The sequence below is a fragment of the Buttiauxella sp. BIGb0471 genome (genome assembly GCF_024807715.1).
In the GTDB taxonomy this organism is placed as follows: Bacteria; Pseudomonadota; Gammaproteobacteria; order Enterobacterales; family Enterobacteriaceae; genus Buttiauxella; species Buttiauxella agrestis.
Genome location: NZ_JANUEU010000004.1, coordinates 378,658 through 399,203 on the forward strand (window position 1 = coordinate 378,658; position 20,546 = coordinate 399,203).

Annotated in this window: 21 protein-coding genes; 13 read left to right on the plus strand and 8 right to left on the minus strand. The window is 51.0% G+C overall.

From position 1 onward, the window contains the following. Positions 1-102: 102 nt before the first annotated feature. The 4 genes from gyrB to dnaA are packed head-to-tail and all read right to left on the minus strand — an operon-like array spanning position 103 to position 6,110. On the minus strand, positions 103-2,517 hold the full coding sequence (gene gyrB / locus M2371_RS15600) for a DNA topoisomerase (ATP-hydrolyzing) subunit B (RefSeq protein WP_172892852.1): 2,415 nt from the start codon (positions 2,515-2,517) through the stop codon (positions 103-105). Positions 2,518-2,545: 28 nt separating this feature from the next. Next, positions 2,546-3,619, minus strand: coding sequence for a DNA replication/repair protein RecF (gene recF, locus M2371_RS15605; RefSeq protein WP_172892851.1), 1,074 nt, complete (start codon positions 3,617-3,619; stop codon positions 2,546-2,548). Next, positions 3,620-4,720 (minus strand): DNA polymerase III subunit beta, encoded by a 1,101-nt coding sequence (gene dnaN / locus M2371_RS15610; RefSeq protein WP_034499793.1) that lies wholly within the window; start codon positions 4,718-4,720, stop codon positions 3,620-3,622. It abuts the gene before it with no gap. 4 nt (positions 4,721-4,724) lie between these two features. Next, positions 4,725-6,110, minus strand: a complete 1,386-nt coding sequence (gene dnaA, locus M2371_RS15615; protein WP_172892850.1) for a chromosomal replication initiator protein DnaA — start codon at positions 6,108-6,110, stop codon at positions 4,725-4,727. 627 nt (positions 6,111-6,737) lie between these two features. Between dnaA and rpmH the strand changes: the two genes are divergently transcribed. The 5 genes from rpmH (at position 6,738) to mnmE (ending at position 10,566) form a co-directional block, all read left to right on the plus strand. Continuing rightward, a complete protein-coding gene (gene rpmH, locus M2371_RS15620) occupies positions 6,738-6,878 on the plus strand; it encodes a 50S ribosomal protein L34 (RefSeq protein ID WP_003849659.1) in 141 nt (46 codons plus the stop codon). A gap of 17 nt (positions 6,879-6,895) precedes the next feature. After that, positions 6,896-7,255, plus strand: coding sequence for a ribonuclease P protein component (rnpA, locus tag M2371_RS15625; RefSeq protein ID WP_034499799.1), 360 nt, complete (start codon positions 6,896-6,898; stop codon positions 7,253-7,255). Beyond that, positions 7,219-7,476 carry a membrane protein insertion efficiency factor YidD gene (gene yidD / locus M2371_RS15630; RefSeq protein ID WP_072011227.1) on the plus strand — a complete coding sequence of 86 codons (258 nt, stop codon included), beginning with the start codon at positions 7,219-7,221 and terminating at the stop codon, positions 7,474-7,476. Before rnpA ends, yidD begins: the two co-directional genes overlap by 37 nt. A 2-nt stretch (positions 7,477-7,478) precedes the next feature. Continuing rightward, on the plus strand, positions 7,479-9,125 hold the full coding sequence (yidC, locus tag M2371_RS15635) for a membrane protein insertase YidC (RefSeq protein WP_034499801.1): 1,647 nt from the start codon (positions 7,479-7,481) through the stop codon (positions 9,123-9,125). A 76-nt stretch (positions 9,126-9,201) separates the two neighbouring features. After that, the gene (gene mnmE / locus M2371_RS15640; protein ID WP_034499804.1) at positions 9,202-10,566 is read left to right on the plus strand and encodes a tRNA uridine-5-carboxymethylaminomethyl(34) synthesis GTPase MnmE; all 1,365 of its coding nucleotides are present in this window, start codon (positions 9,202-9,204) and stop codon (positions 10,564-10,566) included. A gap of 51 nt (positions 10,567-10,617) precedes the next feature. Here the strand turns inward: mnmE and M2371_RS15645 are convergent, their stop codons facing one another. Next, on the minus strand, positions 10,618-11,529 hold the full coding sequence (locus tag M2371_RS15645; RefSeq protein ID WP_259268117.1) for a LysR substrate-binding domain-containing protein: 912 nt from the start codon (positions 11,527-11,529) through the stop codon (positions 10,618-10,620). A 150-nt stretch (positions 11,530-11,679) separates the two neighbouring features. Here M2371_RS15645 and M2371_RS15650 point away from each other — a divergent pair, with 150 nt between their 5' ends. The 3 genes from M2371_RS15650 to M2371_RS15660 all read left to right on the plus strand — a co-directional run bounded on the left by M2371_RS15650 (position 11,680) and on the right by M2371_RS15660 (position 13,991). Beyond that, entirely contained in the window at positions 11,680-12,528 is an 849-nt protein-coding gene (locus tag M2371_RS15650; RefSeq protein WP_259268118.1) for an MBL fold metallo-hydrolase, read from the plus strand. 133 nt (positions 12,529-12,661) lie between these two features. Beyond that, entirely contained in the window at positions 12,662-13,390 is a 729-nt protein-coding gene (locus M2371_RS15655) for a 4'-phosphopantetheinyl transferase superfamily protein (protein ID WP_172896055.1), read from the plus strand. Between the two features lie 34 nt (positions 13,391-13,424). Continuing rightward, positions 13,425-13,991 carry an NADPH-dependent FMN reductase gene (locus M2371_RS15660; RefSeq protein ID WP_172896054.1) on the plus strand — a complete coding sequence of 189 codons (567 nt, stop codon included), beginning with the start codon at positions 13,425-13,427 and terminating at the stop codon, positions 13,989-13,991. Here the strand turns inward: M2371_RS15660 and M2371_RS15665 are convergent. Beyond that, positions 13,988-14,560, minus strand: coding sequence for a TetR/AcrR family transcriptional regulator (locus M2371_RS15665; protein WP_172896053.1), 573 nt, complete (start codon positions 14,558-14,560; stop codon positions 13,988-13,990). The genes M2371_RS15660 and M2371_RS15665 overlap by 4 nt on opposite strands. Before the next feature lie 189 nt (positions 14,561-14,749). Here M2371_RS15665 and M2371_RS15670 point away from each other — a divergent pair, with 189 nt between their 5' ends. Both M2371_RS15670 and M2371_RS15675 read left to right on the plus strand, forming a co-directional pair. Next, positions 14,750-15,865 (plus strand): MBL fold metallo-hydrolase, encoded by a 1,116-nt coding sequence (locus tag M2371_RS15670; protein WP_259268119.1) that lies wholly within the window; start codon positions 14,750-14,752, stop codon positions 15,863-15,865. Positions 15,866-15,886: 21 nt separating this feature from the next. Further along, on the plus strand, positions 15,887-16,228 hold the full coding sequence (locus M2371_RS15675; protein ID WP_259268120.1) for a RamA family antibiotic efflux transcriptional regulator: 342 nt from the start codon (positions 15,887-15,889) through the stop codon (positions 16,226-16,228). 41 nt (positions 16,229-16,269) lie between these two features. Here the strand turns inward: M2371_RS15675 and M2371_RS15680 are convergent, their stop codons facing one another. Further along, positions 16,270-17,607, minus strand: coding sequence for an NCS2 family permease (locus tag M2371_RS15680; protein WP_172896050.1), 1,338 nt, complete (start codon positions 17,605-17,607; stop codon positions 16,270-16,272). 180 nt (positions 17,608-17,787) lie between these two features. Here M2371_RS15680 and yieH point away from each other — a divergent pair, with 180 nt between their 5' ends. Then, positions 17,788-18,453, plus strand: coding sequence for a 6-phosphogluconate phosphatase (gene yieH / locus M2371_RS15685; protein ID WP_259268121.1), 666 nt, complete (start codon positions 17,788-17,790; stop codon positions 18,451-18,453). A gap of 39 nt (positions 18,454-18,492) precedes the next feature. Here the strand turns inward: yieH and M2371_RS15690 are convergent, their stop codons facing one another. Continuing rightward, entirely contained in the window at positions 18,493-19,527 is a 1,035-nt protein-coding gene (locus M2371_RS15690) for a LacI family DNA-binding transcriptional regulator (RefSeq protein WP_172896048.1), read from the minus strand. Between the two features lie 270 nt (positions 19,528-19,797). Between M2371_RS15690 and M2371_RS15695 the strand changes: the two genes are divergently transcribed. Continuing rightward, the gene (locus M2371_RS15695; protein WP_172896047.1) at positions 19,798-20,241 is read left to right on the plus strand and encodes a PTS sugar transporter subunit IIA; all 444 of its coding nucleotides are present in this window, start codon (positions 19,798-19,800) and stop codon (positions 20,239-20,241) included. A gap of 15 nt (positions 20,242-20,256) precedes the next feature. Then, positions 20,257-20,544, plus strand: coding sequence for a PTS sugar transporter subunit IIB (locus M2371_RS15700; RefSeq protein ID WP_115631722.1), 288 nt, complete (start codon positions 20,257-20,259; stop codon positions 20,542-20,544). Positions 20,545-20,546 lie beyond the last annotated feature (2 nt).

A 20,546-nucleotide genomic window follows, 5' to 3' on the forward strand; every position in this document is an offset into this window, starting at 1 on the left:
AGTGTGTACTTGAAGTGTAGTCACTCAGGGGGATTAACACGGGAAAATAGAGGAATGGAGAGGGAAATGGTTGGTGGGCAGACGCCCACCAACAGGTACAGGTTAGATATCGATATTCGCCGCTTTCAGGGCGTTTTCTTCGATAAATGCACGACGTGGTTCAACCGCATCACCCATCAGGGTGGTGAACAGCTGATCGGCTGCAATCGCGTCTTTTACAGTCACGCGCAGCATACGACGGCTTTGTGGATCCATCGTGGTTTCCCACAGCTGATCCGGGTTCATTTCGCCCAAACCTTTGTAACGCTGAATAGACAGGCCACGACGTGACTCTTTGCCCAGCCATTCCAGCGCCTGCTCAAAGCTGGCAACTGGCTGTTGGCGCTCGCCACGTTCGATGAACGCATCTTCTTCGATCAGACCGCGCAGTTTCTCGCCCAGCGTGCAAATACGACGGTATTCACCACCAACGATAAACTCTTGCTCCAACGGATAGTCAGTATCAACGCCGTGGGTACGCACACGAATTACCGGCTCAAAAAGATTCAGTTCACGGTTATGACGAACCAGGGAACCCCAGGTGCTGCCGTGCTGCTCGTTTTCATTAAGCGCGGTGACCAGAGCAGAAACCCAGGCATTCACTTTGCTTTCGTCAACCAAATCGGCGTCAGCCAGCGTCGGGTGATAAACCAGGTTGTTCAGCAAGTTGCGCGGATAACGGCGCTCCATGCGGCCAATCATTTTCTGGCAGGCTTTAAACTCAGACACCAGTTTTTCCAGCGCTTCGCCAGCAATGGCTGGTGCGTGGGCGTTGGTGTGCAGCGTTGCGCCATCCAGTGCGATTGCGATCTGGTATTGGTCCATCGCTTCATCATCTTTGATGTACTGCTCTTGCTTGCCTTTCTTCACTTTGTACAGCGGTGGCTGTGCGATATACACGTGGCCGCGTTCAACGATTTCAGGCATCTGACGGTAGAAGAAGGTCAACAGCAGAGTACGAATGTGTGAGCCGTCGACGTCCGCATCCGTCATGATGATGATGCTGTGGTAACGCAGTTTGTCCGGGTTGTACTCATCACGGCCAATGCCGCAACCTAACGCGGTAATCAGCGTGGCAACTTCCTGAGAGGCGAGCATTTTGTCAAAGCGCGCTTTCTCAACGTTCAGAATTTTACCTTTCAGCGGCAGGATCGCCTGGTTCTTACGGTTACGCCCCTGTTTTGCAGAGCCGCCCGCAGAGTCCCCTTCCACAAGGTACAGTTCGGAGTGAGCCGGGTCGCGTTCCTGGCAGTCAGCCAGTTTGCCTGGCAGACCAGCCAAATCCAGCGCGCCTTTACGACGGGTCATTTCACGTGCGCGGCGTGCAGCTTCACGAGCACGTGCAGCATCAATGATTTTACCGACGACGATTTTCGCATCAGACGGGTTTTCCAGCAGGTATTCAGACAGCAATTCGTTCATCTGCTGCTCGACCGCTGTTTTCACTTCTGAAGAAACCAGTTTATCTTTGGTCTGAGAAGAGAATTTAGGGTCTGGAACTTTTACGGAGACAACAGCAATCAGGCCTTCACGGGCATCGTCACCGGTGGCGCTCACTTTCGCTTTTTTGCTGTAGCCTTCTTTATCCATATACGCGTTCAGCGTACGCGTCATCGCGGCGCGGAAACCGGCCAGGTGCGTACCACCATCGCGCTGCGGGATGTTGTTGGTAAAGCAGTAGATGTTTTCCTGGAAACCGTCGTTCCACTGCAACGCCACTTCTACGCCAATGCCGTCTTTTTCAGTGCTGAAATAGAACACGGTTGGGTGAATTGGAGTTTTGTTTTTGTTGAGGTACTCAACAAATGCGCGGATACCACCTTCGTAATGGAAGTGGTCCTGGCGGCCATCACGCTTATCAATCAGGCGGATAGAAACACCAGAGTTCAGGAACGACAGTTCACGCAGGCGTTTAGCCAGAATGTCGTATTCAAACTCAATCACGTTGGTGAAGGTTTCGTGGCTTGGCCAGAAACGGACTTGCGTACCGGTTGCATCGGTATCACCCGTTGCCGCCAGCGGCGCTTGTGGCACGCCGTGGATGTAAGTTTGCTGGTGTACTTTGCCTTCACGGCGAATCAGCAGTTCCAGCTTCTGAGACAGGGCGTTAACAACCGAAACACCCACGCCGTGCAGACCGCCAGAAACTTTATAAGAGTTGTCATCGAACTTACCGCCGGCATGAAGCACGGTCATGATAACTTCGGCAGCAGACACACCTTCTTCAGGGTGAATGCCGGTAGGAATACCACGACCATCATCGGTTACGGAAACAGAGTTATCAGCATGGATGGTGACAACGATGTCTTTACAGTGACCGGCAAGTGCTTCGTCGATAGCGTTATCTACGACCTCAAATACCATGTGGTGCAGACCGGTGCCGTCGTCCGTATCGCCGATATACATGCCTGGGCGCTTACGTACCGCATCCAGCCCTTTAAGGACTTTGATACTGGAGGAGTCATAAGAATTCGACATCAACGTTTCTCGCTCATTTATTCTTGGGTTAATCCGTTATTTTACCCTGATCCACGGCGAACATCTTCGAATTTTTGTCCGCCATATCCATCACATGTTCTGCGCTAATCGCGCTAACAAAAACCTGTGATTCCGTCGCCTTTAACCGGCTGGCTAATAGACCACGACGTGCATCATCTAGTTCAGAGGCAAAATCATCTATCAGATACAGGCAACGCTGCCCGTTCTGTCGGGTGAGAAACTCACCCTGCGCCAGTCGTAAGGCGCACATCAGTAATTTAAGTTGCCCACGCGACAACGTATCTTCTACCGGCGCACCGTCTGCACGAATTCTGAAATCAGCTTTGTGAGGGCCGTGGGCGGTGTAGGTCAGCATTCTGTCGCGCTCGAAGTTGCGCTCCAGCAGCTCACCGTAGTCACTCTCTTTTTCCCAACCACGCTGGAAGGAAAAGTTAAGCGCGAATTCCGGTAGAAATTGCGCACAGGTATCTGCCATGTCATCGGCAATGGCTGCACTGTACTCGGCACGCCAGCGGCTGATTTGCTCCGCTAGTGGGATAAGCTCTTGATCCCATGGCCGTAGTTGCGCATAGCGCGTGACTTGCCGCAACGCAGCGTTACGTTGCTTTAGCAGGCGCTTGAGATTGCTCCAGGCGACGAAAAAACCTGGTTCGTTGTGGAAACATCCCCAATCGAGGAAAGCTCTACGGTATTTGGGACCACCGTTAAGCAATGTGAACCCTTCAGGGGTGATGAGTTGCATGGGCATCAACAGCGCGAGCTCTGCCACTTTGTGACCGTCGCTACCATCAATACGCACTTTGCTGTCGCCTGCACGGTCTTTGGTCAGGCCAACAGAGGTTTCCCGCTCGCCGTTCTGTATACGCCCATGCAGGACAAAGGATTCTGTTTCATGGCGGATCACACGTTCAATTTTCAGACTGCGGAAAGCACGCCCGTGCCCGAGGGTATAAATCGCCTCCAGCACGCTGGTTTTGCCACTTCCGTTGGCTCCCACCAGGAAATTAAACCCTGGAGACAGAGCCAGATCCGCATCTTCGATATTTCGAAAGTCTTTAATCAGTAAACGCGACAGCGACATCTACAGTCTCATTGGCATGACGACATAGGCCGCAGCCTGAGAAGCTGCATCTTCAATTTGCACGCTGGAAACAGAGTCAGTCAGCAAAATGCGTACGTTCTCGCACTTCAGTGCGTTCAGTACATCAAGCACGTAACTGACGTTAAAGCCGATTTCCATATCTGTACCGTCATAAGTGACGTCGAGAATTTCTTCGGCTTCTTCCTGCTCCGGGTTGTTTGCGGTGATTTTCAACTGATTGGCAATCACTTGCAGACGAACGCCACGGAATTTCTCATTCGACAAAATCGCCGCACGTGAAAACGCTTGTTTCAGCAAATCACAGCTGGCATCGAGATGTTTATCCGGGTTCTTCGGCAATACGCGGCGATAATCCGGGAAACGGCCATCAACCAGCTTAGACGTGAAGATAAAGTCGCCGACGTGAGCACGAATGTTGTTGCTGCCAATTTGAATGCGCAGCGGTGAATCACCGCCGTCGAGCATACGCATCAGCTCAATCACGCCTTTACGCGGCACGATCACCGAATGGTTAGGCAGAGACTGACCGACCGGCATTGAACACACAGCCAGGCGGTGACCATCGGTCGCCACGGTGCGTAATTCTTCGCCTTCGGTTTCAAACAACATCCCGTTCAAATAGTAACGAACGTCCTGATGCGCCATAGAAAACTGCGTGGCTTCAATCAGGCGTTTCATGGTCGCTTGCGGGAGCGTGAATTCTACTTCACTCTGCCAGTCGTCCAGGTTCGGGAAATCCGCCGCAGGCAGCGTTGAAAGCGAGAAACGGCTACGCCCGGAGCGCACCAACATGCGGTCGCCCTCAAGCTGAACAGCGATCTCTGCACCTTCTGGCAAACCACGACAGATATCGAAAAATTTACGCGCAGGAACGGTTGTAGCACCCGGCTCATGCGGTTGCACCAATGCGACACGCGCGACCATCTCCATTTCCAGGTCAGTGCCTGTTAATGAAAGAGTCCCTTCCGCGACTTGCAACAGCAGGTTGCCGAGAATCGGTAACGTCGGACGGCCACCTAAGGGGCCACTCACCTGTTGCAGCGGTTTTAATAAAGTTTCACGTTCAACGGTAAATTTCATAGCGTCACGAAGATAATGTTCTGATTAAGTTGGAGAAATCTTCTTTGATGTCGTGGCTTTCTTCACGCAACTGCTCAATCTTACGGCAGGCGTGCAGGACCGTAGTATGGTCGCGGCCACCAAAGGCATCGCCGATTTCTGGCAAGCTATGGTTAGTCAGTTCCTTCGCCAGCGCCATCGCCATTTGACGTGGGCGGGCAACCGAGCGAGAACGACGCTTGGACAACAGGTCAGCAATCTTTATTTTATAGTACTCGGCCACCGTCTTTTGGATATTGTCGATGGTAACGAGTTTTTCTTGCAGCGCCAGCAAGTCACGCAGCGCTTCACGCACGAAGTCGATGGTTATCGCCCGGCCAGTAAAGTTGGCATTGGCGATAACACGGTTCAGTGCTCCTTCAAGCTCACGCACGTTAGAACGTAAACGCTTGGCAATAAAGAAAGCCACTTCACCCGGCAGACGAATGTCATTCTCGTCAGCTTTTTTCATCAGGATCGCAACGCGAGTTTCCAGTTCCGGCGGTTCAATCGCTACCGTCAGTCCCCAACCGAAACGAGATTTCAGACGATCTTCAACACCGTTGATCTCTTTTGGATAACGATCCGAAGTCAGAATGATCTGTTGATTACCTTCAAGCAGGGCGTTGAAGGTGTGGAAGAATTCTTCTTGTGAGCGCTCTTTATTAGCAAAGAATTGAATGTCATCAATCAGCAGCGCATCAACAGAACGGTAGTAACGTTTGAACTCTTCAATAGCGTTATTTTGCAGTGCTTTTACCATGTCCTGAACGAAACGCTCAGAGTGCATGTACACCACTTTTGCATTCGGTTTGCGAGCAATAATACCGTTGCCAACAGCATGCAAAAGGTGCGTTTTACCTAAACCCGTGCCGCCATAAAGGAATAAAGGGTTATATGCGCCGCCTGGGTTATCAGCCACCTGACGCGCCGCCGCGCGAGCCAGTTGGTTAGACTTACCCTCAACGAAGTTATCGAACGTATGTTTTACGTTGACGTTAGAGCGGTATAGCTGTTCAGCCGGAGCCGGGAGGTTGTCCCAGCTTGGGCGATGATGAGTTGTAGGGCGTGCAATATGCGCAGGAGCTGCAGTAGCAACAGTCTGCGGGCTCAGTACTTGACTGACCGGTTTGCTGCCAACTTCAAAACGTAGGACAGGGGCATCCGTACCGCAAAAATCATTGAGCAAGCCATTGATGTTATTGAGGTACTTGTCTCTCACCCAATCGAGTACAAAACGGTTTGGCGCATACAGGGCCAGCGTGTTATCGCTTAGTTCCGCCTGTAGGGGGCGTATCCACATACTGAATTCTGTGGCTGGTAACTCATCCTGCAATCGGGCAAGACACTGCTGCCAAAGCGAAAGTGACACGGCGGACTCCACTCGAACAAAGTCGATAAAATGACGAAGACTGAAAGTTTATATTCATGATTGTTGACACACGCCGACTCTTCCACAACGGAACCCCGGTACGGGAAGCGTGCGAACCGCTATCTGCGGTTTACCCCAGGGTGAACGCTAAAGGATCACGATCGGGACCGCGGATCATAGCCTAAAGTGCGCCAGAGATCTTCTGTTTCTCACAGTTTCTTCCCGATTTATCCACAGGGTTGTTTTGTGGAGTCTAAGTGTAAACGATCCTGCTAAACGCGTAGCGCATAACATTCCTATATTGGAAAATTTAATGACTAGCGCACAAAATCAGCTTATCTGATCTAAGGAAGATCCCAGTCGATCCTTGCGCTTTAATGGGGACGCCGTATAATTCCCCACCCGTCGCGTGTCACCACGGCTTTACTTTGGTCAGATCCTGGTCGTTTCAGGGGTCAAAAAGCGAATTAAGGCACGGGAAATAAGGAAAGAGAATTGACTCCGGAGTGTACAATTATTACAATCCGGCCTCTTTAATCAGCCACACTGAGGCGTAAGTCATTTGCAGTTTCTGCAAGGCTCTTCGCTAACCCAGTGAAATTTATCCAAGTTTAGGTAGAAATCGCCATGAAACGCACTTTTCAACCGTCCGTACTGAAGCGTAACCGTTCACACGGTTTCCGTGCTCGTATGGCAACTAAAAATGGTCGTCAGGTTTTGGCACGTCGTCGTGCTAAAGGCCGTTCCCGTCTGACCGTTTCTAAGTAATAAAAGCTAACCCCTGAGTGGTTAAGCTCGCATTTCCCAGGGAGTTACGCTTGTTAACTCCCACTCATTTCACTTTCGTCTTCCAGCAGCCTCAACGGGCTGGCACGCCGCAAATCACCATCCTCGGCCGCCTAAATTCGCTGGGGCATCCCCGCATCGGTCTTACAGTCGCTAAGAAAAACGTTAAACGTGCACACGAACGCAATCGGATTAAACGTCTGACGCGTGAGAGTTTCCGTTTGCGTCAGCACGAACTCCCGCCAATGGATTTCGTGGTAGTGGCTAAGAAAGGGGTTGCAGACCTGGATAACCGGGCTTTATCGGAAGCATTGGAAAAGTTATGGCGCCGTCACTGTCGCCTGTCTCCCGGCTCCTGATAGGCCTGATTAGGGTCTATCAGCGCCTGATAAGTCCGCTTCTCGGGCCGCATTGTCGTTTTACTCCAACCTGTTCTCACTACGGAATTGAGGCATTGCGCAGGTTTGGGGTATTAAAAGGCAGTTGGTTGACAGTGAAACGCGTATTAAAATGCCACCCTTTGAACCCCGGTGGAGACGATCCCGTCCCACCTGGACCTTTTGATACCAGAGAACACTAACGATGGATTCGCAACGCAATCTCTTTCTCATCGCTTTGTTGTTCGTGTCTTTCATGATCTGGCAAGCCTGGGAGCAGGACCACGCTCCTAAACCTCAGGTACAGCAGACCACGCAGACTACGACCACCGCAGCAGGTAACGCCGCAAGCCAGGGTGTGCCGACCAGTGGCCAGGGGAAAATCATCACGGTTAAGACTGACGTCCTTGAGCTTTCCATCAACACCCGTGGTGGTGATGTTGAGCAGGCACAGTTACTGACCTACCCGAAAGAGCTCAAATCCAATGAGCCGTTCCAGTTACTGGAAACCACGCCAGAGTTTATCTACCAGGCACAAAGCGGCCTGACTGGTCGTGACGGCCCGGATAACCCGGCTAATGGCGATCGTCCTCTGTATAACGTTGAAAGCGACAGCTTCGTCTTGCCGGAAGGCCAGAACGAGTTGGTGATTCCAATGACGTATACCGATGCGGCTGGCAACACCTTTACTAAGTCCTTCACTCTGAAACGCGGCGAGTTCGCGGTAAGCGTGGATTACAATGTGAAGAACGCCGGTGAGAAACCGCTGGAACTGGCTACGTTTGGTCAGCTGAAGCAGTCCATCAATTTGCCGTCCCACCGCGATACCGGAAGCAGCAACTTTGCGTTGCATACTTTCCGCGGTGCAGCGTACTCAACTCCAGATGCGAAATACGAAAAATATAAATTCGATAAAATCGCAGACGGTGAAAACCTGAACGTTAACGCCAGCAATGGTTGGGTAGCGATGTTGCAGCAGTACTTCGCAACTGCGTGGGTTCCACGTAATCAGGGTACCAACAACTTCTATACCACCAAACTGAGCAATGATGTGGCGGCGATTGGTTATAAATCTGCTCCGCAACTGGTTCAGCCAGGCCAAACAGCTCAACTGGGTAGCACCCTGTGGGTTGGCCCGGAAATTCAGGACAAAATGGCAGCCGTGGCGCCACACCTTGACCTGACCGTGGATTATGGTTGGTTGTGGTTTATTTCTCAGCCACTGTTCAAGCTGTTGAAATTCCTGCACAGCTTCATCGGTAACTGGGGCTTCTCCATTATCGTAATCACCTTTATCGTTCGTGGCATCATGTACCCGCTGACTAAAGCGCAGTACACCTCCATGGCGAAAATGCGTATGTTGCAGCCTAAACTGGCAGCCATGCGTGAACGTATTGGTGACGATAAACAGCGTCAGAGCCAGGAAATGATGGCCCTGTACAAAGCTGAGAAAGTTAACCCGTTGGGTGGCTGTCTGCCTCTGGTTATCCAGATGCCAATCTTCCTGGCGTTGTACTACATGCTGATGGGTTCCGTGGAGCTGCGCCATGCGCCGTTCGCACTATGGATTCATGACTTGTCTGCACAAGACCCGTACTACATCCTGCCGATCCTGATGGGCTTGACGATGTTCTTCATTCAGAAGATGTCGCCGACCACAGTGACCGACCCGATGCAGCAGAAGATCATGACCTTTATGCCGGTCATCTTCACGGTGTTCTTCCTGTGGTTCCCGTCAGGCCTGGTACTGTACTATATCGTCAGTAACACCGTGACCATCATCCAGCAGCAGCTGATTTATCGCGGTCTTGAGAAACGTGGCTTACACAGCCGCGATAAGAAAAAGACCTGATAGCAATTAGCCAGATGCTTACGAAAGGCGGTCAATTGACCGCCTTTTTTATTTGCTAAAAAGTCTGAGAGAAATTATGAGCCATAACGAGACAATCGTTGCCCAGGCGACACCGCCGGGACGTGGTGGGGTCGGTATCCTGCGCGTCTCAGGCCGTCAAGCGAGTGAAGTCGCACAAGCGATTCTGGGCAAACTCCCTAAGCCACGCTACGCCGATTATCTGCCATTTCGTGATACGGATGGCAGCGTTCTGGATCAAGGCATCGCACTGTGGTTCCCAGGCCCTAATTCCTTCACCGGTGAAGACGTGCTGGAACTTCAGGGTCACGGCGGCCCGGTTATCCTCGATCTGCTGTTAAAACGTATTCTGGCGCTTCCAGGGCTGCGAATCGCAAGGCCGGGTGAGTTCTCCGAGCGTGCCTTCCTGAATGACAAACTGGATTTGGCACAGGCCGAGGCGATTGCCGACCTGATTGATGCCAGCTCTGAACAAGCGGCGCGTTCAGCGTTAAATTCGTTACAGGGTGCATTCTCGGCAAAAGTAAACCATCTGGTTGAAGCGCTGACGCATCTGCGAATTTACGTCGAGGCGGCGATTGATTTCCCGGATGAAGAAATTGATTTTCTATCTGACGGCAAAATTGAAGCACAACTGAACCAGGTGATTGGCGATCTGGACGCGGTTCGCGCCGAAGCACGCCAGGGCAGTTTGCTGCGTGAAGGCATGAAAGTGGTGATTGCCGGGCGTCCTAACGCCGGGAAATCAAGTCTGCTGAATGCTCTGGCCGGGCGTGAAGCGGCGATTGTGACGGATATTGCCGGAACCACTCGTGACGTATTGCGCGAACATATCCACATCGACGGCATGCCGCTGCATATCATCGATACCGCAGGTCTTCGTGAAGCCAGCGACGAAGTTGAGCGCATCGGTATCGAACGTGCATGGAACGAGATCGAACAAGCTGACCGCGTGCTGTTTATGGTTGACGGAACCACAACCGACGCGACCGACCCGGCAGATATTTGGCCAGACTTTATTGCACGCTTACCGGCGCGTTTGCCGATTACCGTGGTGCGCAACAAAGCGGACGTAACAGGTGAAACGCTGGGCCTGAGCGATGTGAATGGTCACTCACTTGTACGCCTGTCTGCGCGTACCGGTGAAGGCGTAGATGTGCTGCGCGATCATCTAAAACAGAGCATGGGCTTTGAAACTAATATGGAAGGCGGCTTCCTGGCGCGTCGTCGCCACTTGCAAGCGCTGGAACAGGCGGCAGACCATCTGCAACAAGGCAAAGCGCAGCTGCTGGGCGCGTGGGCCGGGGAATTGCTGGCGGAAGAATTACGTCTTTCTCAGCAAAGCCTGAGTGAAATCACCGGCGAATTTACCTCGGATGATTTGCTGGGACGCATTTTCTCCAGCTTCTGTATCGGCAAGTAAGCTAAAAGCTGATTAGTACGTGAACGTTCACTAACCCGTATTAACGACATGTTAATACGGGTTTTTTATTCTTGCCGTACCGCTCGCGATTTCTACCTGCAACCAGGTTTCAAAAGCCTCTAATGCCCGATCGTTGACTCCCGAAACGGTTGGCTTCACAAGACAAAACTTTTTGCTCAGGCTTTCTGACTCCGGCCAGGGCGCCACCAGCAAACCATCCTGAAGCTCTTTTTCAACGTACATCCGTGGCACCAGTGCAACACCCTGTCCCGTGATTGCCGCGGCGATAGCCATTTCGTGCAGGTCGTAGCGGTCGCCTTGAGAAGGGTTATCAAGAACAATTCCATTTTGCCGGGCATAGTGATGCCATGCTTCCGGATTCTGCCGCCGATGGATACGCGGCAACCCGTTCAGTTGTTGCGCCATATCTCCGTTTGTCAGCAATGTCGGATGGCACACCGGTATCAAACGCTCCTCAAGCAGAAAACTGACGTTCATGCCCGCCCATACAGGATGTTCAAAATGAATGGCGGCATCAAAACCACTTCCAGCAAGAATAAACGGGTCGCTTCGGGCGGCAATATTCAGTGTGATATCAGGATGCAAGGATCTGAAACCATTCAAACGAGGAATAAGCCAGCGGCTTGAAAAAGTGGGGAGAACGGCAAGTTCCAGGCTTTGCCCTCCTTCGTGAATACCGCGAATGTACTGGGTATCTCTTTCCAGTCTTTCAAGCATTTCGCGAACATGGTGTGAATAGCGAATCCCCACGGGATTAAGTTTTACCCGGCTCCCTACGCGGTCAAAAAGTTTACAGCTGAGTAGCGATTCAAGGCGCGCTATCTGGCGACTGATAGCGCCTTCCGTTAGCGACAACTCCTCCGCTGCCCTGGCAAAATTACCATGTCTTGCCGCTGACTCGAAAGCCAGCAATGAAGCGCTGCTGGGAAGCTTTCTGCGCATTAGAGCCATCCTATTCGTGCAGGTTCAGTGACAAAATGTCATTGATGGGTGAAATAGTATCGTTATAAGAGCCTGATTTAAGCCTTTAAGATGACGGAGAGTCATCGTGCGAGTCTAGTGTTTCCCGTCATTCATCTTGAGGTAACCGTCATGAACCATCCCGCTTTTTTTTCCCGTCAGATTGGTGACTTTCTGGTTACCGCCGTCAGTGACGGAAATATGGCAGCCAGTCTGGATTTGCTCTCAGGTATTGGAAAACCGGCTGCAGAGGCAATTCAGCATAGCGCGGGTGTTGATGAACCCGGCATTATCCACATCAATTGCTACCTGATACGTGGCCGTGGGCGCACTATGCTGGTTGATAGCGGTACGGGAGGGTTGAACAATGCGGGAGGTATGCTCAGCAAAAACCTTCGTGCCGCCGGAGTTTCTCCTGACGACATCGACACGCTCTTAATAACGCATTGCCATCCCGACCATATCGGCGGCTTGCTGGATGAGCAGGGGCTTGTGGTATATAAAAATGCGCAACTCTATCTACATGCTCTTGAAGCTGAATACTGGCGAGACGATCATCATTTCAACGAAGCCAGCGAGCGAGGACAGCGTAATTTTTTGCTCGCCCGCCGCGTACTTGATGCCTATGCACCCAAGCAGCACATTATTTCCGAAGATGAGATAACAGAAGGCATTCGCCCGGTTTGGCTCCCTGGCCATACGCCGGGCCACACGGGTTTTCAGATTGATTCAACGGAAACGAGTTTGCTTATCTGGGGCGATGTGGTTCATTTTCCCCATATACAGTCAGCTCACCCGGCAGTTTCCATTATGTTTGATTGCAACCCTGCTCAGGCTGAACAAACCCGCGCAGAAATTCTGCAACACGTCGCCCGAGAAAACCTGCTCGTCGCGGGAATGCATTTTGGAACACAAGGATTTGCCTATATCCATCCCTCTGAGTCGGGCTACAGCATCAAATACACGCAGGCGGATGATTAAAACCCAAATATTCATGACGTTGATCATTTGCTAAGGTTTTGATCGTTTTTTATCCATGCCGGGCCGTGCGTTTCATTACCAAAAAACCTACAATCAAAAACAGAGTAAATTGCCTGGTATCAAGGAGAGACAAATGGCAACGCATTTTGCAAGATGGACGATTAACCCGAAATACCCCTTTTCGAGCCGGCTGAATGACGAATGTCATGCTCACGCCCTCAACATGCCAGAACACCGCCGTTCACGATTTTTAGCCTCCCGCAGTTTGTTAGCCGAATTGCTTTATATGCTGTATGGCATTCAACAATTACCGAAGATCGTCACTACCGCTGCTGGACGCCCGCACTTTGCCGACTCTTCACTGACCGATTTCAGCATTGCCTATGCCGGAAACAAAGTCGGTGTGTTGATAACCACCGAAGGCCGATGCGGACTGGATATCGAGATAAATCAGTCTTTCGGCAACCTAACTTCTATCGCGTCAGCTTCGATGTTTCGCAGCAACGAATCCATCTGGATAAATAACCAAAAAAATCCGGGTGAGGCGAAAGCGCAGCTGCGCACGTTGCATCAAAGCGCTTTTAAGCTGACGGGGCGCGAAGAAAGTTTGCAGCTTCTGCCGGGTGCCGGGCGCATACGTGTGAGCGATCAGACTGAAATAGAAGCGATTAGCGACGTAGAAGGGTTACTGATTTGGGGTTGTGTGGTTTCACCTGCCATTGAAAAACTGAGTTTGTGGGAGTTTGAAAGCCCGCAAAACTGGCATAGTCTGTGGGATGTTAAATCTCGTTATCGGGACCCTGACGGCAGTATTATTCGCTTAACCAGTATGTCGTCCGAAAAAGCGTTATATCAAAACTAATCTTTCCAGAACGTCCTGACACCAAGGAGTATGCATGTCCGACACGTTAAAGATTGTCACTTTATTAGGTAGCCTTCGACAGGGTTCATTCAACGCCATGGTGGCGCGCACGCTGCCTCGCATCGCACCGGCTGGAATGAATATTGACGCATTACCGTCGATTAAAGACATTCCGTTGTATGACGCCGATATGCAGCAAGAAGAGGGTTTCCCGGCAACTGTGGAAGCGATTGCCGAGCAGATTCGCGCCGCAGATGGCGTGGTGATCGTGACGCCGGAATATAACTATTCGGTGCCGGGTGGATTAAAGAACGCTATCGACTGGCTGTCACGCTTGCCGGAACAGCCGCTGGCGGGGAAACCGGTCTTGATTCAGACCAGTTCGATGGGTGCAATTGGTGGTGCACGCTGCCAGTATCATCTGCGCCAGATTCTGGTTTTCCTCGACGCGATGGTGATGAACAAGCCGGAGTTTATGGGTGGCGTGATTCAAAATAAAGTGGATGCGCAAACGGGAGAAGTGGTTGATCAAAGCACGCTGGATCATCTGACCGGGCAGCTCACCGCATTTGGCGATTATATTCAGCGCGTGAAAAGCTAATTCGCTAAAGCACGCCACATCGTCTCAAAACCTAGCGCTTTAAAATCGCCAGCTCGTTCCGGTTCGCGGCTGGCGAACTCCATTGTCGTCTCTGCCAGCGAAGAAAAAATAGCATCACTAAACGCGCGGTATGGGCCATTTTGAAAAGCCTTTAATATCGATTGTGAGCATATTTCGTGCATTTCCGGGAATAACTCCGCCACTTTTTGCTTCGTCTCTTCATCAATCTTGTCACTCACAGCCAGTTGACGAATCGCCCGATGCGCTTGCGGATTAGCGATAGCCCAGTCGATGTAACTGTTCCAGATATAGCGGGTGTACTCTTTCGGGTCTTTTAACGTGCGGTCGAGATTTGCCTGCATCGCAAAAAGCAAACCTTGCTTCAAATGCAGATATAGCTCGTTGAGCAAATCGTCCTTGGTGGCAAAATAGCGGAACAGCGTGCCTTCAGCGACACCTGCGGCACGGGCAATCTGCGCGGTTGACGCAACAATCCCCGACTGGCCAATAGCGATTGTCGCCGCTTCCAGTAACGCTAGTTTTTTATCTTCACTCTTCGGACGAGCCACAACATTTAACCCTCTAAATTTACAAAGGCGAATTGAATCACGCGAGCTACGCCACTGCAACGCTGAATGTCAGCGTTTGAAAAGCATCTTGACGCATGTCACGCCTCATCTATAATGAGTGCTTACTCACTCATTATCAAGTTTTGTTAGCAACGTTCCAGTGGATGGGGCGTACATGCGGGCCAGGATATGAAACGTCTCTCCATTTGCGCGGTTATTATTATGTTGATTGCTACAGCAGCCAGTTTGCCTTTTGTCCTGAATGCCGGGTTTGGCCAGGCTCCGCAAGGAGAAGGTCTAAGTTTAGTTGAACGCTCTGCAAATTACGTTGATGGGCAATTCCGCAATCAGGTCACAACGCTCAACTACACTGGCCAGAAAAGTAAACTGGCGGCGATATGGGGATTTCTGACCACTCGCACTGAAAATGCTCGCCCACAACAACCGTTGCCATTGGTTAAAACCGATCTGGCAAGCCTGCCGATTGAGCAGGACACGATGGTCTGGCTCGGCCACTCGTCGTGGTATCTGCAACTGGCTGGGAAGCGCATTCTTATCGATCCGGTTTTCAGCCGCTACGCCGCACCCTTTTCATTTCTGAATAAAGCCTTTCCCGGTGATTACCCGTGGACGGCTGAGTCGATGCCAGAAATTGACCTGCTGATCATTTCCCATGACCACTACGATCACCTGGATTACGCCACCATCAAGGCGCTGAAACCTAAAATCCGCCAGATAATCACGCCGCTTGGCGTCGGTTCGCATCTGCGCTATTGGGGAGTAAATAGCGACATCATTCAGGAAAAAGACTGGAACCAGTCAGTAAAAGTTTCGAATGAGCTGACCGTTCATGTGCTTCCTGCTCGACATTTTTCTGGCCGCACATTCAAGAGCAACCAGACGCTATGGGCGAGTTTTATGTTCGTGACCGATGAACAAAAAATCTATTACAGCGGCGATACCGGCTACGGGCCGCATTTCAAAGCGATTGGTGAACAGTTTGGCTCAGTGGATTTAGCCATCATGGAAAATGGCCAGTACGACGAGGACTGGAACAACATTCATATGATGCCAAAAGAAACCGCGCAGGCCGCTGTTGATTTGAATGCTCGTGCGATTTTACCGGGACATGCGGGCCGCTTTGTACTGGCAAAACATACCTGGGATGCACCGTACAAAAGCCTGGCGCAAGCCAGTCTCGGCAAAAATTTCCGTTTGTTAACGCCAAAGCAGGGTGAGCCTGTTCGGGTGAATGACAATGCACAAAAATTTAGTGCCTGGTGGGAATCTACCAGTGCCATGTAAGCAAAAAGCGCGGGGGGACGAATGACTATTTCAGCTCAGGTTATCGACACAATTGTTGAATGGATTGACGACAATTTGCACCAGCCATTACGCATTGATGATATTGCCTCACATGCGGGTTATTCGAAGTGGCACTTGCAGCGTTTGTTTATGCAGTATAAAGGCGAGCCCCTCGGGAAATACATTCGCGACCGCAAACTGTTGTTGGCTGCGCGTGATTTACGCGATACCGATAACAAGGTTTACGATATTAGTCTGAAGTATGGCTTTGATTCGCAGCAGACATTTACGCGGATATTTACGCGCACATTTCATCAGCCGCCGGGCAGGTATCGCAGAGAGAATCATACATTGAACGGGTAATAAGTAGGCCGGATAAGCGAAGCGTCATCCGGCACAACCGATTAATGTGAATCGATAAAGACGATTTTAAGCACAAACATCAGCGCCACGACAATCACGCATGGGCTGATTTCACGCCAGCGGCCGGTGCCGAGTTTCATCACGCAATATGAGATGAAGCCCAGTGCGATACCTTCGGTGATGGAGAAGCTAAATGGCATCATGACCGCAGTAATAAATGCCGGAACCGCTTCTGTCAGGTCATCCCACTTCACGCGCGACAGGCTGGATGTCATCAGCACGCCAACGTAAATCAGAGCACCTGCTGCCGCATATGCCGGAACCATACCCGCCAATGGTGACAGGAAGATAACCAGCAAGAACAGCAAGCCCACGATCACCGCCGTCAGGCCAGTACGCCCGCCAACAGACACGCCAGAAGAACTCTCGATATAGGCGGTAACGGAAGATGTTCCGATAAACGCGCCCGCAACAGAGGAGACGCTATCAACGTACAGCGCCTGCTTCATGCGTGGGAATTTCCCTTTTTCGTCGGCAAGTCCTGCTTTATCCGTTACGCCAATCAGCGTGCCGGAGGAGTCAAACAGGTTAACCAGCATAAAGGAGAAGATAACCCCTGCCAGGCCAATATTCAGGGAACCTGCTAAATCTACCTGGCCGACAACTGACAGCACGCTTGGTGGCGCAGAAACGATACCGTGGTATTGCACATCGCCCATCATCCAACCCAGCAATGTGGTCACCACGATGGATACCAGCACAGCAGCGTGGATGTTACGCGAAGCCAGAATAGCGATGATAAAGAAGCCCAGCGCGCCCAGCAGAACGCTGTGCGAAGTCAGGTTGCCGATGGTCACTAACGTATCTTTGTTAGCCACGATAATCCCGGCGTTTTTCAGGCCCATCATGCCGATGAACAGCCCGATACCGCTGGTGATACCGACACGCAAACTCACTGGAATATTGGCAATCATCCAGTAACGCACGCGGAAAATAGTCAGCAACAGTAAACCGACTGCACCCCAGAAAATGGCGCCCATTCCGACTTGCCAGGAAATCCCCATCGCGCCAACCACCACAAAGGCGAAGAACGCATTCAGGCCCATGGCCGGAGCCAGTGCAACTGGCAGGTTGGCGAAAATACCCATCAGGATGCTACCTAATGCGGCAATCAAACAGGTGGTGACGAAAACGGCCTGGGTATCCATACCAGCGGCGCCAAGGATCTGCGGGTTGACGAAAACGATATACACCATCGTCAGGAAGGTCGTGAGACCGGCGATCACTTCAGTGCGGGCCGTGGTGCCGTGTTCGCGCAGTTTAAACACGCGCTCGAGCAGCCCCGGATTTGCGGCCGGAGTAGATTGTGGTTGGCTCATTAGTCTTAATTCCGAACATTGAGAGGGAAAATCCGTCGCTATCCTATACCAAAAATTACAAAACATGGTGACCCGGCGCAGTTTTTTTTCATTGAATTTTCTTATACGGCAACGATTGCGTGCCGCAAAAATTGCGCAAATTGGGTAAGATGCATGCTCACTTTAATAAAAGGAAGCGGTATGTCCCGGATAGATGCGGTGTTCTTCGACTGCGATGGCACGCTGGTTGATAGTGAGGTTATTTGCTCCAAAGCCTACGTGCATATGTTTGCGCAATACGGCATCGAGCTTGCGCTTGAGGAGGTTCACAAGACCTTTAAGGGGATCAAGCTCTACGAGATCATCGACACGATCAATGCCCAACATGGAGTGAGCTTGCTAAAAGAGGAACTGGAGCCGATTTATCGCGCCGAAGTTTCACGGCTATTCGACAGCGAACTGGTGGAGATTGAAGGTGCCGCAACGTTAGTCGACCAAATCAAGGTGCCGATGTGTATTGTCTCCAATGGCCCGGTCAGCAAGATGAATCACTCACTGGGCAAAACCGGCATGCTCCACCATTTCCCGGACAAACTGTTTAGCGGCTACGATATTCAGCTGTGGAAACCAGACCCGGCACTGATGTTCCACGCCGCCGATGCCATGGGTGTTGATGTGAAAAACTGTGTGCTGGTGGATGATTCGATGGCGGGCGCGCAATCAGGAATAGCCGCAGGCATGGAAGTTTTCTATTTTTGTGCCGACCCGCATAACAAGCCGATTGATCACCCGAAAGTGACGACGTTTACCGATTTAGCGCAGTTGCCGGAATTATGGCGTGCGCGAGGTTGGAATATTACGGGTTAACGAAAATGGCGGATGGCACAAGCTTATCCGCCGAATGACTCAGGTACTTTGGCGTAACTCTATCTGATAGCTGAAAAGCTCGACCCGCGATTCATCTAACTCATCATCACGCTCGTCATTGAGCAATTCAATCAGCAGTTTACCCGCTTCTTTGCCCATCTTTTTATAATCGATGCGAATAGATGTCAGTGTTGGGTGCGTTTGATCGCAGCTGTCTGAACCATCGAGGCAGGCGATGGCAATATTACCTGGGATTTTTAGCAGACGACGCTGACACTCAAACATTATCCCTAACGCAATGTCTTCATGGCTGCAAATCACCGCATCGAGTTCCGGCTGGCGCTGGAGTATTTCAGTCAATGCGTAGCGGCCAAACTGTAGGCTGGCGGCATCGGGCGTGGTAATAACCTGATCGGAATTCTGGTAGCGACTGAGCATAGCTTTATGCCAGCCATTAAGCTGCTGGCGCTGCAGACGGTTATCCATGTGCGCGCCAATAAAACCAATATTCTTATATCCCTGATCCAACAGGTGTTCCGTTAGTTTATGCGCCGCCTCAAAAAATGACGCTTCGAGGGAAATTGACGCCTGGCTAAACGGGGAACCCACCACATTAATCGTTGGAACATTCGCCTTTTCGAGAGTTTGATACGTTTTTTCAGCCAGTTGCGAGCCAAAGATAACCAACGCGGCAGGATTGCTTTGCAGCAACGTCATCAATATTTCAGCTTCTTTATTTTTGTTATGTTCATGGCAGCCAAGTAGCAGCTGAAATTCGTTTTTATTCAGCACCTGCTGTAGCGACTGCATAAAGCGGGAACTGGCTTTGTCGGTCAAAGAAGGAATGAGTACAGCGACGGTATCACTGTGTCCGGACGCCAGCGCGCCCGCTGTCCGATTGGGGATATAACCCAGCGCTTCCACCGCTTGTTCTATCTTCTCTCGCAGCTTATCAGAAACCTGATCCGGCGTTCTCAGCGCGCGGGAAACGGTCATGGTTCCTACGCCCGCAAAATTGGCGACTTCTTGCAGTGTGACTCGCCCGGTACCTCGGCGCTTACGCGTTTTTTCCATTAGGCCTCTCCGGGCAACTACAACTCACTGTTTTCATTATTTTTATTTCACCATCTATCGGTCAAGCAATTGAACACGTTAGCAAAAACCCTTACGCATTGTATATGCCGGAACTGGATATAGCCAAAGTCGGAGCCGGGATAAATGATAGCGCTATCACAAACCTTGATAGCGCTATCAGGTAGCGCTATCAAATGCGACAACCATCACATTAATTGATACATAAAATATCTACTCTCCTGTTAATTATCATCGGGAGTTATCAGACGCATGTTAAAAAATCTATTAACCGCAGAGGTCATTCAGGTCGTTGAGCAGGCTAAAGACTGGCGCGACGCCGTAGCTATTTCGTGTCACCCGTTGATTGAAAACGGCTCGATTGAACCACGTTATGTCGAAGCTATTTATCGCTCGCATGAAGCTATCGGCCCGTATTACGTGGTAGGTCCAGGCATTGCGATGCCACATGCGCGTCCAGAAGAGGGCGCAAATAAACTGGCGCTAGCACTGACCCTGATTACCTCAGGCGTGAATTTTGATGCCGATGAAAACGATCCGGTAAAACTGTTGATTGTGTTGGCTGCAACCGACAGCACCAGCCACATCGAAGCGATTTCTCAACTCGCTCAGCTATTCGATAACGAACAAGACATTCAGGCCATTTTGACGGCCAAAACAACGCAGGACATTTTGTCCGTCATTGCGCGCTATTAACCCAGGGGAACAATTATGAAAATTACAGTGGTTTGCGGTAACGGTTTAGGCACCAGTCTGATGATGGAAATGAGCATTAAAACTATCGTGAAAGATCTAGGCGTAAGTGCTGAAGTCGATCACGTTGATCTTGGTTCAGCCAAAGGTACACCTAGCGATATTTTTGTCGGCACCAAAGACATTGCCGAGCAATTAGTCGCACAGTCCGTCGGCGGCAAAATCGTCGCACTGGACAATATGATCGATAAGAAAGCCATGAAAGAACGTTTGTCCGTGGCATTAACCGAGTTAGGCGCACTGTAAGC

Excerpts from the sequence above, each read along its gene's own strand:
- M2371_RS15645 (WP_259268117.1), bottom strand. The coding sequence starts at position 11,529 with ATGCGCAGAAAGCTTCCCAGCAGCGCTTCATTGCTGGCTTTCGAGTCA.
- M2371_RS15660 (WP_172896054.1), top strand. The coding sequence starts at position 13,425 with ATGTCCGACACGTTAAAGATTGTCACTTTATTAGGTAGCCTTCGACAG.
- gyrB (WP_172892852.1), bottom strand. The coding sequence starts at position 2,517 with ATGTCGAATTCTTATGACTCCTCCAGTATCAAAGTCCTTAAAGGGCTG.
- M2371_RS15670 (WP_259268119.1), top strand. The coding sequence starts at position 14,750 with ATGAAACGTCTCTCCATTTGCGCGGTTATTATTATGTTGATTGCTACA.
- yieH (WP_259268121.1), top strand. The coding sequence starts at position 17,788 with ATGTCCCGGATAGATGCGGTGTTCTTCGACTGCGATGGCACGCTGGTT.
- dnaN (WP_034499793.1), bottom strand. The coding sequence starts at position 4,720 with ATGAAATTTACCGTTGAACGTGAAACTTTATTAAAACCGCTGCAACAG.
- M2371_RS15655 (WP_172896055.1), top strand. The coding sequence starts at position 12,662 with ATGGCAACGCATTTTGCAAGATGGACGATTAACCCGAAATACCCCTTT.
- mnmE (WP_034499804.1), top strand. The coding sequence starts at position 9,202 with ATGAGCCATAACGAGACAATCGTTGCCCAGGCGACACCGCCGGGACGT.
- yidC (WP_034499801.1), top strand. The coding sequence starts at position 7,479 with ATGGATTCGCAACGCAATCTCTTTCTCATCGCTTTGTTGTTCGTGTCT.
- M2371_RS15695 (WP_172896047.1), top strand. The coding sequence starts at position 19,798 with ATGTTAAAAAATCTATTAACCGCAGAGGTCATTCAGGTCGTTGAGCAG.
- M2371_RS15700 (WP_115631722.1), top strand. The coding sequence starts at position 20,257 with ATGAAAATTACAGTGGTTTGCGGTAACGGTTTAGGCACCAGTCTGATG.
- rpmH (WP_003849659.1), top strand. The coding sequence starts at position 6,738 with ATGAAACGCACTTTTCAACCGTCCGTACTGAAGCGTAACCGTTCACAC.
- yidD (WP_072011227.1), top strand. The coding sequence starts at position 7,219 with ATGGCGCCGTCACTGTCGCCTGTCTCCCGGCTCCTGATAGGCCTGATT.
- M2371_RS15650 (WP_259268118.1), top strand. The coding sequence starts at position 11,680 with ATGAACCATCCCGCTTTTTTTTCCCGTCAGATTGGTGACTTTCTGGTT.
- M2371_RS15680 (WP_172896050.1), bottom strand. The coding sequence starts at position 17,607 with ATGAGCCAACCACAATCTACTCCGGCCGCAAATCCGGGGCTGCTCGAG.
- M2371_RS15675 (WP_259268120.1), top strand. The coding sequence starts at position 15,887 with ATGACTATTTCAGCTCAGGTTATCGACACAATTGTTGAATGGATTGAC.
- M2371_RS15690 (WP_172896048.1), bottom strand. The coding sequence starts at position 19,527 with ATGGAAAAAACGCGTAAGCGCCGAGGTACCGGGCGAGTCACACTGCAA.
- recF (WP_172892851.1), bottom strand. The coding sequence starts at position 3,619 with ATGTCGCTGTCGCGTTTACTGATTAAAGACTTTCGAAATATCGAAGAT.